This is a genomic window from Reichenbachiella sp. (assembly GCF_965223055.1).
GTDB lineage: Bacteria > Bacteroidota > Bacteroidia > Cytophagales > Cyclobacteriaceae > Reichenbachiella.
In genome coordinates this window covers 308,880-322,050 of the sequence record NZ_CBDCVM010000005.1, presented here as the reverse complement: position 1 = coordinate 322,050, position 13,171 = coordinate 308,880, and the positions used below count along the sequence as shown (strand labels likewise).

Sequence of the window (13,171 nt, the reverse complement as noted above, 5' to 3'; positions counted from 1 at the left end):
ACAAAGAGTAACAAAACAAAAACTTATACACATATCCACGTCCCTAATAAAGAATAATAATTTCTTTAATCTATATTTTTATTTTAGGGTTTTGGTCAAAGTGTGGACAACTGAGAAATGAAGAGATTTTTTTATTTGATATTAATAATAATTCCAACACTCGGGGCGGCGCAAAATTCTAATCAGGTTCAACTTGCCAATGAGTACTTTATCAATGGCGAATTCGACAAGGCGCTGGATATATATCAAAAGCTAGCCGGTAATCCACAATACATCCAACAGATACATAACAACTATCTAAACATTCTAATTTCAAAGGGTGATTATAAACAAGCTGAAAAACATCTGAAGAAGGCAACAAGATATTATCCGTCAAATGTTTATTACCAAATTGACTATGGGCTTCTTTATCAGCAAATGGGCGATATACAAAAAGCAGAAGTTAGATTCAATCAAACCATAGAAAACTCTAAAGAGAATAGATTTCTTATAGGCACAGCTGCACAATATTTTATTAGCAAACAGCTTTCGCCTTATGCACTCAAATCTTATCAACAAGCTAGAAAAAGTAGTAAAGACAAAACCAGTTATGCATTAGAATTAGCAAATACTTATCGTTTGCTCGATCAGCAATCGGAAATGATAGAAGAGTATTTAGTTTTTGCTTCGATTAGACCAAACAATCTGAGATATGTGAAAAACATTCTCCAGAATATTCTTCAAAAGGAAGCAGACATTCAGAATTTTCAAGAAATACTCATAGAGAAAATTCAAAAAAATCCTAATCAGAAAATTTACCCGGAACTGCTGATCTGGGTGAATTTGCAACAGAACAATTTTTATGGTGCTTATATTCAGGCTAAAGCTGTGGACAAAAAATTTAAGACACATGGCAATAGGGTAATGAGTATTGGAAACATTGCCCTAAAGAATAAAGCTTATGATGATGCCATTGAGATTTATACCTACATCACTAAGACATATCCAAACACTGGTAACTACATTACAGCTCGTCGACAGATAATAAAAACCCGAGAAGAAAAAGTAAAAAACGATTTTCCAGTGGAAAAGATGGCTATTCGTGAATTGACATACGAATACAAACAGTTGATACTGGATATTGGTGTAAATACACAGACTATTGAAGCCTATAGAAGCAAAGCTTTGTTGCATGCATTTTATTTAGACGAATTCGATTCTGCAATTAACATTTTGAATGAGATCATATCGGCGCCTAGAATTAATCCCTCACTTAAAGCAAAAAGTAAACTTGACTTGGGCGATATATATTTATTGACAGGTGATCCTTGGGAAGCCACCTTGCTCTACTCGCAGGTAGAGAAGAGTAACAAGGACAGTCCGATTGGTTATGATGCGAAATTGAAGAACGCCCAGTTGAATTATTTTCAAGGCAATTTCGAATTGGCCAAGAGTCATCTTGATATTTTAAAATTAGCCACCACTAGAGAGATTGCCAATGACGCACTTGCACTCAGTTTACTGATTCAGGACAATACTGCATTGGACTCATCGGATTTTGTAATGAAAAAATTTGCTTCAATTGAACTTTTGCTTTTCCAAAACAAAAAGGATAGTGCCTTAGTTGCTTTTGGAAAAATGTTAAAAGACTATCCTGGCCATTCATTAACAGATGAGATCTATTGGAAGATGGCAAGAATTAATCTGGAAAAGGGCAACTTTGAAAATGCCTTATTGGAATTGAGCGCTATTCTCAGTGGTTATCCAACAGATATTTTAGGCGATGACGCTATGTTCTTATCTGCTCAGGTTTATGAAGAACATTTGTATGATAATCCTAAGGCCATGGAAATTTACAAAGACTTTTTGATTACCTATCCAGGAAGTGTTTATGTGGCTGAAGCAAGAAAAAGATTCCGCAAACTGAGAGGAGATAATATCAATTAAGCCCGGGCACACTCCTCAGATTCTTTTCAACAGAAAACATAATTACAAAATATAGTATGCATGCATAACATATTTTGTATATCTTTGGTTTCCACCGAAAGTTACTTACTTAATTCGAGAAGCACATGCGTAAAGAAGAAACGGTCGATTATCACATCAAAGTAGTTTGGCATGCCATATCTAGAATGTATAACCAGGGAGGCGCGATGAAAGGCATTACCGCTTCATCAGGATTTGTACTTCTCAACATTGATCAGGACGAAGGTACACCCGCAACGAAAATCGCGCCGTTACTCGGGATGGAATCCAGAAGTTTGACCCGTATGCTCAAAACAATGGAAGAAACCGGACTGATCTATAGAGAAAGAGATACAGAAGACAAACGCTCTGTAAGAATCTATCTTACTGAAGCAGGAAAAAAACAAAGAGACTTTTCAAGAAAAGCCGTCATTTTTTTTAATGAAAAAGTGAGAGAATCGGTATCACCTAAAAAACTAGAAGCCTTTTTTGAAGTGATGACCACCATTGACAATGTAATAGAAGAAAATAAAAATCTTGACCAAAAAATACAGTTAATCGAAAATGAATAGAGCTATAAAAAAAGTAGCGATACTTGGTTCCGGAATCATGGGATCTCGAATCGCCTGTCATTTTGCAAATATTGGAGTAGAAGTATTGCTCCTCGATATTGTGCCGAAAGAATTGGAGGAAGCAGAGAAGGCAAAAGGTCTCACACTTGAAGACAAAGCGGTTCGTAACCGAATTGTCAATACTGCATTTCAGAATACAATGAAATCGAAGCCTGCTTCACTTTATGATAAAAAGAGTGCAAGTCTGGTCACCCTCGGAAATTTTGAAGATGATATGTCGAAAATTTCGGCATACGATTGGATCATGGAAGTGGTCGTGGAAAGACTTGATATTAAGAAGATTGTTTTCGAACAAGTAGAAAAATATAGAAAGCCAGGTACGTTAGTAACTTCCAATACTTCAGGTATTCCTATCCACTTTATGGCCGATGGCCGGAGCGAGGATTTCAAAAAGCATTTCTGCGGAACGCATTTTTTCAACCCTCCGAGATATTTGAGATTGTTGGAGATTATACCAACTAAAGAGACAGATCCAGAAATAGTTGATTTCTTGATGAATTATGGAGACCTATTCCTTGGAAAAGAAACTGTACTATGTAAAGACACACCTGCATTTATCGCTAATCGAATTGGAATCTACGCGATTATGTCTGGTATGCATGCCGTAGAAAAAATCGGCCTCACTGTTGGTGAGGTGGATAAACTTACAGGCCCGATCATTGGCCGAGCAAAGTCGGCTACATTCCGTACCATGGACGTAGTTGGTCTGGACACCACAGTCAACGTGGCCAACAATCTGTACGAAGGTTTACCAAACGATGAATCTAGAGAAAAATTCAAACTGCCAAAAATTGTACAAGAATTGTACGACCGAAAATGGTGGGGCGACAAAACCAAACAAGGCTATTTCAAAAAGACCAAGGATGAAAATGGAAAGAAGCAAATCCTTGAACTCAATCTGAAAACTTTTGAATATGGTCCTAGAACTAAAGGACACTTCGATGCCATCGGTCAGGTAAAGGATATTGAAAATGTAAAGGAAAGAATTCCAATTTTGGTCAATTCAGAAGGCAAAGCCGGAGAATTCTACAGAGCTACATTTTATGATATGTTCAAATATTGCTCCATGCGAATTCCAGAAATTGCAGACGAGCTTTACAGAATTGACAATGCAGTTGCTGCAGGCTTTGCTTGGGAAATTGGACCATTCGCGACTTGGGATGTGCTAGGAGTGAAAGATACAGCAGCCAAAATGGAAGAAGCCGGCATGAAACCAGCCGATTGGGTAGGAGAAATGATCGCCGCTGGTCACGAGAGTTTTTACAAATTCGAAAATGGTAAAAAACTGTATTACGACATTCCATCCAAGTCGTACAAAGTAATCCCAGGAACTGAAGGCCTTATAATTCTCGATGCCTTCAAGGAAAACAATATTGTCTACCAAAACCCAGGGTGTACACTCTACGATATTGGAGATGGTATTCTCAACTTGGAGTACCACACAAAAATGAATGCGATGGGTGCTGAGATTATTGAAGGAATCAATACTTCAATTTCAAAAGCAGAGGAAAGCTACAGAGGATTGGTCATCGGCAACGAAGGACAAAATTTCTCTGCAGGAGCGAATCTGGCCATGCTATTTATGTATGCCGGAGATCAGGATTTCGACGAAATCAATATGATGATAGGTCATTTCCAAAATACCATGATGCGGGCAAGATACTCTTCCATTCCGGTTGTAGTCGCTACTTCTGGTATGGCACTGGGAGGTGGTTGTGAATTGTCCTTGCACTCGGATCACATTCAGGCACATACCGAAACTTATATGGGATTGGTAGAAGTGGGTGTTGGACTTATCCCAGGAGGGGGTGGTACCAAAGAGATGACATTAAGAACATCAGACGCCTATAGACCAGGAGACCCGGAGTTGAATGTATTGCAGGAAAACTTCATGACTATCGCAACAGCGAAAGTGGCGACTTCTGCCTATGAAGCTAGAGACTTAGGGTTCGTCAGAAAATCAGATGAATTCACGCTGAATCGAGCACGACTTTTGGCGGATGCCAAAAACAAGGCCATTGAATTGGCAGAAGCTGGATATACTCAGCCTGCACAAAGAACGGATATTAAAGTACAGGGAAAATCCGGACTCGCGATGTTCGAAGCAGGTGTGGCCGGTATGAGATACGGAAATTACATTTCCGATCACGACATGAAAATTGCTCAGAAAATATCTTGGGTGATGAACGGTGGAGACCTCTCTGCACCTACGGAAGTTTCAGAACAGTATCTCTTGGATCTGGAGCGTGAAGCGTTCTTGAGTTTGACGGGTGAACCAAAAACTTTGGAGCGAATTCATAGCATTTTGTTCAAAGGGAAACCCTTGAGGAACTAAAGTTCAGACATTAGTATTTAGATAAAAGACTTTAGACCATGCACAATTTTAGAGAACTGAAAGTTTGGCAAAGAGGAATCGAAATAGTCATACAGGTTTACAAACTAATTGACAATTTTCCTGATTCTGAAAAGTATGGTCTAGCAAGTCAAATGAAAAGGTGTTCGGTTTCTATACCATCCAATATAGCCGAAGGCTCAGGAAGAAATACACCGAATGATTTTGCTCATTTTTTGAATATATCAATTGGTTCATCCAATGAATTAGAAACTCAATTGATTATTGCAGAAAATTTAGATTTTTTATCAAATACTGAAACAGACAAGCTTATTTCTGAGATTAACAAATTTCAGAAGATGACCCGAAAATTAATATCAACAGTTAGAGAAGTCTAAAAACTAACATCTAACGACTAAAACCTTATTGAAATGGAAGCATATATAGTAAACGGATATAGAACAGCAATTGGTAAATCAAAAAGAGGTGGCTTTAGATTCACCCGTCCGGATGATTTGGCAGCTGATGTAATTAAGCATTTGGTAGCTGATGTACCAGCGTTAGACCCAAAAAGAATAGATGACCTGATCGTTGGGAATGCTATTCCCGAAGCAGAGCAAGGCATGCAAATGGGAAGAATGATTTCACTTCTTTCATTGCCCATCGAAGTACCTGGCGTTACGGTCAATAGATATTGTGGATCTGGCTTGGAAACTATTGCAATCGCTGCAGCAAGAATCAAAGCAGGAATGGCGAATTGTATTATCGCCGGAGGAACAGAGAGTATGTCGTTGGTTCCAATGCTAGGATACAAAACAGCATTGAACTGGAAAATCGCTGAAAAGACGCCAGAATATTATTTGGGAATGGGACTCACTGCAGAAGAAATAGCAGTCGACTACAAAATTTCTAGAGAAGAGGCAGATGAGTTTTCTGTGAAATCTCATGACAAAGCATTGGCTGCTTTGAAAGATGGAAAGTTCAAAGACGAGATCGTTCCGATCACAGTCAAAGAAACTTATGTAAATGAAGCGGGCAGAAAAGCCGAGCGTGAATACGTTGTGGATACAGACGAAGGGCCTAGAGCTGGAACATCAATGGATGGTTTGGCCAGATTGAAACCGGCTTTCAAAATGGGAGGCGTGGTTACTGCAGGTAACTCATCACAAACTTCAGACGGAGCTGCTTTTGTGATGGTGATGTCTGAAGCTATGGTGAAAGAGTTGAAATTGGAGCCGGTAGCTAGAATGGTAACTTACACCGCTGCAGGCGTAGACCCAAGAATTATGGGTATTGGTCCGGTAGCAGCTATTCCAAAAGCATTGAAACAAGCAGGGTTGAAATTGAATGACATTGACCAGTTCGAATTGAATGAAGCTTTTGCTACTCAGTCTTTGGCTGTGATCAAAGAGGCAGGTTTGGACCCAGAGAAAATCAATCCGAATGGAGGAGCCATTGCACTGGGTCATCCGCTAGGATGCTCAGGAGCGAAGCTGTCCGTTCAGTTGATCAACGAAATGAGAAGAAGAAAACAAAAGTACGGAATGGTGACCGCTTGTGTAGGTGGTGGCCAAGGTGTAGCAGGCATCTATGAATTCCTGAAGTAATCAAACTTTTATTATGAGAAAACGCTGATTGCGTGAAAGGCCTTGATCCGGATAGTTATAGGGACAAGGCCTTTTTATTTTATCAAATTCTATAAAATTAGAATTATATTTTTCAAATGAGTTATTATCCAACGAAACTTCTGAATGGCTAAATTAGCCTAATCAATATTTCCAACTTATTTGGTTTATAGCTATTTTTATAATCCAAGTGGACTTTTTTATTAGACTACTTAGCATACTAATCCAACAAATGACTAGCAGATGATCACGGGCGATCATCTGCTTTTTTTATATTCTCAATTTGTCAAAACCAAATAATACCTATTTTTATCGAATGAAATACGCACTGATATTTATACTTTTCGTTGGAATCACCTCATGTAATACAACGAAGAAAAGAACTTTACGTGAAAGCAAACTAATTGGAAAATGGTCAAATGTGTCTCTTTTAGTAACGATGAAAGAGCTTGGCAAAGAAGATTCAATTTTTCAGGCTAAGGAGGGTGATTGGAAAAGAGTACTTAGAAATAAACCAGTCATGACGGAGTTTTTGGAGGATGGTACTTATATATCACAGTTCTCCAATTTGAATGAGGAAATAACAAAAGAAGAAAGAGGTAAATGGCAGATTCAAAATGATTCTTTGGTTGTCACAATTGATGATGAAGTCTTTAGGTACCATTTTAAAATTGTAGACAACCTTATTACTTATAAAGCCATAATGGATTGGGATGGAGACGGAAAAAAGGATGATACTTATGATGCTGTCCATGTTAAAGTTCAATAAATGCTAAAAGTCGGAGATACTTACGAAACGGAGTTTACAATTACCCAAGAACAAGTGAATGCTTTTGCTGAATTGTCTGGAGATAAAAATCCGCTTCATATTGATGCTAACTTTGCTGCTTCTACCAATTTTAAATCACCAATAGTACATGGCATTTTTACTTCAGCTGTCATTTCGAAAGTCCTTGGCATGGAATTTCCTGGACCGGGCACTTTTTACTTGAGCCAAAAATTAGATTTTAAAAGGGCCATCTATCCGGATAAGCGATATATCGCCAAATTCGAAATAACAGAAATTCGAGAGGGAAAGCATATTGCGTTGATAAGTACACAATATTTTGAAACCGAAACAGGAAGAAACAGAATTGTACTTGATGGTCAGGCCGAAGTTAAAAACCTGGAGCAACTCCCATAATTAGTACAGTCGATTGTAGTCAGTATTTTATTTCATAGATAGGAGGCATCCTTATCTTGATTTTGGTCGTAACCAAACTGTCGATACCCAGTATCGAACTCACTCATTACAAAACCAACACGATGATTAGACGACAATTCAACGCGTACATCCAGTCCTACCACGGGCTTTCTCGAGAAATATGGCTGCTTGCCTTAATCACATTAATCAATAGAGCGGGCACCATGGTGGTGCCTTTTTTGTCTCTATACCTTACGGCCAGTTTGGGATATTCTCTTTCACAAGTAGGTTGGGTTATGACTGCATTTGGTGTAGGATCTATTTTAGGTGCATGGCTTGGAGGTAAACTCACGGATCTTTTTGGTTATTACAAAGTGATGTTGGCTAGCTTGATTGGAGCAGGAGTGGTCTTCATCATTGTGCAATATCTGAATGACTTTTGGTTTTTAGTTGGAGGTGTTTTTGTGTTGATGTTGGTAGCAGATATGTTTCGGCCTGCCATGTATGTTTCCATCAGAGCATATAGCAAACCAGAAAACAACACCAGATCAGTGACGCTCATCCGACTGGCGATTAACTTCGGTTTCTCGTTTGGTCCAGCCATGGGTGGTCTCATCATTGCCACTTTGACTTATGGTTCTTTGTTTTGGATTGATGGGATTACCTGTTTGGTGGCTTCCATTCTATTGTACATGCTTTTGAACGAAAAGGATGGTATGCCAATAACCGATGAAAAAGCGAATGGCCAAAAAAGCCAGTCGGCGTATGCTGATTTACCTTATTTGGTTTTTCTCGCCATTGTGTTTTTGACAGCTATCGTGTTTCTCCAAATGTTTGCTACCGTTCCTGTTTATTACAAAACAGTTCATCTTCTAACAGAAGGGCAAATTGGTTTATTACTTGGAATGAATGGCATGCTCATATTTTTGTTTGAAATGCCTCTGATCAATTGGTTAGAGAATAGTCGAGTGTCAAAAGCTACCGTTTTGTTGGTGGGTACATTGATTCTCGGCTTAGGCTTTTTAGTATTTAATCTTTCTGGTTGGGTAGGTATATTGGTGATAAGTATGTTTTTCATCACACTGGGTGAAATGCTCATATTTCCATTTGCCAATTCTTTCGCTATGGAGCGATCTCAAAAAGGAAAAGCTGGAGAATATATGGCGTTGTTTCCCATTGCGTTTTCGGCAGCTCATATCATAGGCCCCAATATCGGGATGCAGTTGATAGAAAACTACGGTTATGGATTTACTTGGAACATGACTTTTGTAGCTACTGCCGTAGGCTTGGGACTTTGCTTATATTTGAAATACAGGCTCAATGCCGAATCTTATGGAAATTCAAATAAAAAAATTTCATCAGCTGTCACTTGATGAGTTGTATCAAATTCTCAAGTTGAGAGTTGATGTCTTCGTAGTGGAACAGGATTGCGCTTATCCCGAACTCGATGATAATGATCAGGTAAGTGATCACTTCTTCATTAAAACTAATGATACGATCAAAGCTTATCTAAGAGTTCAAACATTGAACGGAGAGAAGGCAAAACTTGGTCGGGTGGTCACAGCATATGATTTTCGTGGCAACGGCTCGAGTAGAAAGTTGATGTATGCTGCTCTGGAAGCCATCAATAATAATAGAGCCATCAAAAAGGCTGAATTACAGGCCCAAGATTACCTGAAGGGCTTTTATGCTTCTTTTGGCTTTCAAAAAATTTCAGATGTCTATCTGGAAGATGGAATTCCACATGTGGATATGGAACTACTGCTCAAAAACTAAAGTACGTTTTTATAGTAATACCCTTCACTGATATCAGACCAGTCGGAGAGCTGTTTTCTGAAGTTGAGATAGTGCTCGTAGATTTTCTTACTCTGTGCATCTGATTCTACTACCTCCAATACTACTTCTTCGGCTATCTGCTTTAATGGATCAAGTACTGCTCTAGAAAAAGGCCTAATGTCTACATTCTCATCTTTCATTTTTTGCAGGTAGACAGCATTTTTTTGTTCAAACTCAAGTAGCATCCATTGGTTCAGTCTGTAGATGGCGGCTCGTACGATTTCCTGAAGGTCTTTGGGTAGTTCGTTGAATTTGTCTTTGTTCATGATCATTTCTAAAACCGTACCTGGCTCATGCCATCCCGGATAATAGTAGTGCTTGGCGACCCGATGAAATCCCATCAGGTAATCGTGATATGGGCCAATCCATTCTGTGGCGTCGATCACGCCTCTTTCCAGGTTAGTGAACAGTTCTGCTCCTGCTACGAGCACCGCAGTGCCACCCGCTTTGTTTATGATTTTGCTACCCAATCCTGGCATTCGCATTTTCAATCCGCGATAGTCTTCGATGGTGTTGATTTCTTTGTTGTACCAGCCACCAGCTTGCACACCTGTATTGCCTCCAGGTAAGGGGATCAGGTTGAAAGGTTCGTAAATTTCATCCCACAATCTGTTGGCTCCACCATTGATAATCCAGGCATTCATTTGCTGGGCGTTCATGCCAAAAGGAACGGAAGAGAAAAACTGTGCAGCGGGAATTTTCCCGGCCCAGTAGTACCCGGATCCATTGGCCATTTCTACCGCGCCATGGCTCACGGCATCAAAACATTCGAGCGAAGGAATCAACTCGCCGCCTCCATACACTTCAATTTTCAATCGGCCACCACTCATTTCTTCTACCCATTTGGCCAGTAGCATGCAGCCTTCTCCCAGTACCGGAAAATTTGGCGGCCAGGTAGTCACCATTTTCCATTGGTAAGTTTTGTTGAAATTGACATTTACCGATTCTGATTTAGACTCCTTTTTTTCGCAAGAAGTCATTAATCCTGTGGCACCAGCGGCAGCTACGATACTTCCGGTTTTAATAAATTTTCTACGAGATGATTCGGCCATAGATTTATGTTTCTTAGATCAGCCAAGATAATCAAAACTTAGAATGGAAATAAAAATGGATAGAATTACATAGGCAATTCTATCCTTCAACTGGTTGTGTGAATTATTTTTTGACTACTCGGTAGACATATCTATTTTGGTCGGTGTTTACCACTACTTGGTATATGCCTACTTTCAAATGAGTTATTTGAATTCTTGAATCTGTGATTTGCTTCACTAATTGACCTGTATGATCAAAGATCGATACTGATTTCAAATGCTGAATTCCTGATAGGGTAAAACTATCATGAGCAGGGTTAGGGTATAATACCGGCTTGGCTACACTAGACGATGAACGGTTCAACACAAATGAAATAGTCAGTGTACCATGTTCTAAACTCAATTCATAATTCTTTGCTTCTCCTCCTGATAGGATAATTTGAAATTCTCCTTCTTCATCAGAATCTTCAGCATCTGTCGATATCGAAGGAGGCACGATGTCCTCCTCCGAATCGCCATTTACAAATCCTTCGTACGCTATAGTAAGTGTCGGGAATTCTTCTGATAATTTGATCGATTGGTCAACGGCCATCACTTTTAATTGAGCTTTGTTCACCGTTACAATAACCTGTTTTTGTTCAGCCAAATGTGTTGCAGATTCAGCTTGGTTTATGGTAATAGTTGTTTGACCACTGCCTTTGATTGTGGCTTGATGTTCTGAATTGATACTAATGACACTTGTATTTAAGGATGAACTGGTGATGTTTCCATCGCTTTGAGATTGCCATTTCAAGTTGAAAGCGGGGTCACCGTAAGTCAATTTTTCTAGAGGGTCAATCGATAGGGCTGGACTAGATTTTAATGGTGTACAATCTTCTCCGTCATCATTAATGGTCCAGTTGAAATTTCCGATTATTGTGCTACGTGCTGTAGAGGCGTCACAATAATTGGTTAAACCTGCATCAAAAACTATATTAGGTTTTAAAGTCAACAAGCTCCAAGCATCCAATAACTTGTCGTAATTGATTCTGTCAAACGAAGAAGCCCCAGAAAGGAAATCATTAAAATCTATAACCTCAGAAACATCCCAACCTGAGATGTCCTGATTAAAATTTTCTGCACCGTAAAACATACCTTCCATAAAACGTACGGACGACACATCCCAGGCACTAATGTCTTGGTTGAATGGTGTTTCGGCAAACATCCCACGATTGGCATAACCATTGGGTGAGCCCATATTGGTGACTTTCGACACGTTCCATTTATCAAGCGGTTGGTCGAATGAACTATAGCCGAACATGCTCATCATATCTGTGACATTGGACACTGTCCAGTCGTTGAGCGGCTGATCAAAAGCTGAAGCCAGGTAAAACATGAAGCTCATATCAGTTACGGCAGAAACCCCCCAACCATTTATGTTTTGGTTGAAAGCTGTCGCTCCTCTAAACATGTCGCTCATATTGGTGACCGCCGAAACGTCCCATTTATCAAGTGGTTGATCGAACGCGGTGGCGGCAGAAAACATTTGCTTCATGCTAGTTACCTTCGAAACATTCCAATCATTGAGCGGTTGATCAAAAGACTCTGCGCCTTTGAACATGCCGTACATGTCGGTCACTTTGGATACATCCCATGCATTTATAGATTGATCGAAATCAAGCGCATCTTCAAACATAAAGCTCATATCTGATACGGATGAAACGTTCCATTGGTCTAAAGGCTGGTTGAAAGACCTTGCTTCGCAAAACATATAGCTCATGCTTACCACCTTAGCTACATCCCAATCGTTGAGGGGCTGGTTATACCTGGCATTTTTAAACATATTGGACATACTGATCACATTGGATACATTCCAGTTATTTATGGGCTGATTAAAATCTGCCTGGTAAAACATGGAACTCATGCTTGTTACGCTAGACACATCCCATTCGTCAAGAGGTTGGTTATAGCCACACTCCCTAAACATACCACCCATACTGATTACATTGGATACATCCCAATCATTCAGGGGCTGATTGAAATTCGAAGCACCATTGAATAAAAACACCATATTCTCAATTGTGCTAACATCCCAATGACTGATGTCTTCATTGAAATTGAAAGCATCTTCAAACATGCTCTCCATAGAGGTGACTCCGCTCAGATCAGGTGCATCCGCGGCAAGCACTTTAAGGTAGAAACAGCTTTTGAATGCCTCTTCCATGGTTGTCCAGCTAATGTCACCCCACTGGTCTATACTTTCTATTTTACTTTGATAACCGTTGGGGAACCTGATATACGACAATCCGCCGGTAATTTCTACTGAATACGAACCTGCAGTGGCATAGGTATGATAGGCACTACCGTTGGCGTTTGTGATGGTCTCAACATTTTCGTCTCCCCAATCGATAGTAATATTGGTACCGTAAACAGGAATACTGATTTGGGCATTGTCACTAGACGCTGTCCAGCTAGTGATGAAGGGCCGTACTTCGGCAAAGGCAAGAGATGGTGCGATTAGAATAAGGACTGCAAAGGTCTTCCAGGCATTAAATGAATTTAGTTTCATGGCGAATTTGTAATTGGCGAATTAATGCTTCAAATCTGCC

General features: G+C 39.7%; 11 protein-coding genes. 9 read left to right on the top strand and 2 right to left on the bottom strand.

All coding sequences use genetic code 11. From position 1 onward, the window contains the following. The first annotated feature begins 117 nt into the window (after positions 1 to 117). The 9 genes from ACOQO5_RS04370 to ACOQO5_RS04330 all read left to right on the top strand — a co-directional run bounded on the left by ACOQO5_RS04370 (position 118) and on the right by ACOQO5_RS04330 (position 9,492). Positions 118 to 1,926, top strand: coding sequence for a tetratricopeptide repeat protein (locus tag ACOQO5_RS04370; protein WP_420580466.1), 1,809 nt, complete (start codon positions 118 to 120; stop codon positions 1,924 to 1,926). 125 nt (positions 1,927 to 2,051) lie between these two features. Next, a complete protein-coding gene (locus tag ACOQO5_RS04365; RefSeq protein WP_420580465.1) occupies positions 2,052 to 2,516 on the top strand; it encodes a MarR family winged helix-turn-helix transcriptional regulator in 465 nt (154 codons plus the stop codon). Continuing rightward, complete coding sequence (locus ACOQO5_RS04360) at positions 2,509 to 4,911, top strand: 3-hydroxyacyl-CoA dehydrogenase/enoyl-CoA hydratase family protein (RefSeq protein ID WP_420580464.1); 2,403 nt, start codon at positions 2,509 to 2,511, stop codon at positions 4,909 to 4,911. Before ACOQO5_RS04365 ends, ACOQO5_RS04360 begins: the two co-directional genes overlap by 8 nt. A gap of 38 nt (positions 4,912 to 4,949) precedes the next feature. Then, positions 4,950 to 5,306: a four helix bundle protein gene (locus ACOQO5_RS04355; protein WP_420580463.1), complete on the top strand. Its 357-nt coding sequence runs from the start codon at positions 4,950 to 4,952 to the stop codon at positions 5,304 to 5,306. Positions 5,307 to 5,339: 33 nt separating this feature from the next. After that, complete coding sequence (locus ACOQO5_RS04350; RefSeq protein WP_420580462.1) at positions 5,340 to 6,515, top strand: acetyl-CoA C-acyltransferase; 1,176 nt, start codon at positions 5,340 to 5,342, stop codon at positions 6,513 to 6,515. 334 nt (positions 6,516 to 6,849) lie between these two features. Further along, entirely contained in the window at positions 6,850 to 7,302 is a 453-nt protein-coding gene (locus ACOQO5_RS04345; RefSeq protein WP_420580461.1) for a hypothetical protein, read from the top strand. After that, complete coding sequence (locus ACOQO5_RS04340; RefSeq protein ID WP_420580460.1) at positions 7,303 to 7,716, top strand: MaoC family dehydratase; 414 nt, start codon at positions 7,303 to 7,305, stop codon at positions 7,714 to 7,716. Positions 7,717 to 7,838: 122 nt separating this feature from the next. Next, a complete protein-coding gene (locus ACOQO5_RS04335; protein WP_420580459.1) occupies positions 7,839 to 9,089 on the top strand; it encodes an MFS transporter in 1,251 nt (416 codons plus the stop codon). Beyond that, a complete protein-coding gene (locus tag ACOQO5_RS04330; RefSeq protein ID WP_420580458.1) occupies positions 9,049 to 9,492 on the top strand; it encodes a GNAT family N-acetyltransferase in 444 nt (147 codons plus the stop codon). The genes ACOQO5_RS04335 and ACOQO5_RS04330 overlap by 41 nt, the downstream gene beginning before the upstream one ends. Here the strand turns inward: ACOQO5_RS04330 and ACOQO5_RS04325 are convergent. After that, positions 9,489 to 10,604: a TRAP transporter substrate-binding protein gene (locus ACOQO5_RS04325; protein WP_420580457.1), complete on the bottom strand. Its 1,116-nt coding sequence runs from the start codon at positions 10,602 to 10,604 to the stop codon at positions 9,489 to 9,491. The genes ACOQO5_RS04330 and ACOQO5_RS04325 overlap by 4 nt on opposite strands. A gap of 103 nt (positions 10,605 to 10,707) precedes the next feature. Beyond that, entirely contained in the window at positions 10,708 to 13,131 is a 2,424-nt protein-coding gene (locus tag ACOQO5_RS04320) for a BspA family leucine-rich repeat surface protein (protein WP_420580456.1), read from the bottom strand. Between the last annotated feature and the right edge of the window lie 40 nt (positions 13,132 to 13,171).

Coding starts and splice junctions, on each gene's coding strand:
- ACOQO5_RS04355 (WP_420580463.1), top strand. CDS start 4,950: ATGCACAATTTTAGAGAACTGAAAGTTTGGCAAAGAGGAATCGAAATA.
- ACOQO5_RS04340 (WP_420580460.1), top strand. CDS start 7,303: ATGCTAAAAGTCGGAGATACTTACGAAACGGAGTTTACAATTACCCAA.
- ACOQO5_RS04370 (WP_420580466.1), top strand. CDS start 118: ATGAAGAGATTTTTTTATTTGATATTAATAATAATTCCAACACTCGGG.
- ACOQO5_RS04320 (WP_420580456.1), bottom strand. CDS start 13,131: ATGAAACTAAATTCATTTAATGCCTGGAAGACCTTTGCAGTCCTTATT.
- ACOQO5_RS04345 (WP_420580461.1), top strand. CDS start 6,850: ATGAAATACGCACTGATATTTATACTTTTCGTTGGAATCACCTCATGT.
- ACOQO5_RS04335 (WP_420580459.1), top strand. CDS start 7,839: ATGATTAGACGACAATTCAACGCGTACATCCAGTCCTACCACGGGCTT.
- ACOQO5_RS04360 (WP_420580464.1), top strand. CDS start 2,509: ATGAATAGAGCTATAAAAAAAGTAGCGATACTTGGTTCCGGAATCATG.
- ACOQO5_RS04325 (WP_420580457.1), bottom strand. CDS start 10,604: ATGGCCGAATCATCTCGTAGAAAATTTATTAAAACCGGAAGTATCGTA.
- ACOQO5_RS04330 (WP_420580458.1), top strand. CDS start 9,049: ATGGAAATTCAAATAAAAAAATTTCATCAGCTGTCACTTGATGAGTTG.
- ACOQO5_RS04350 (WP_420580462.1), top strand. CDS start 5,340: ATGGAAGCATATATAGTAAACGGATATAGAACAGCAATTGGTAAATCA.
- ACOQO5_RS04365 (WP_420580465.1), top strand. CDS start 2,052: ATGCGTAAAGAAGAAACGGTCGATTATCACATCAAAGTAGTTTGGCAT.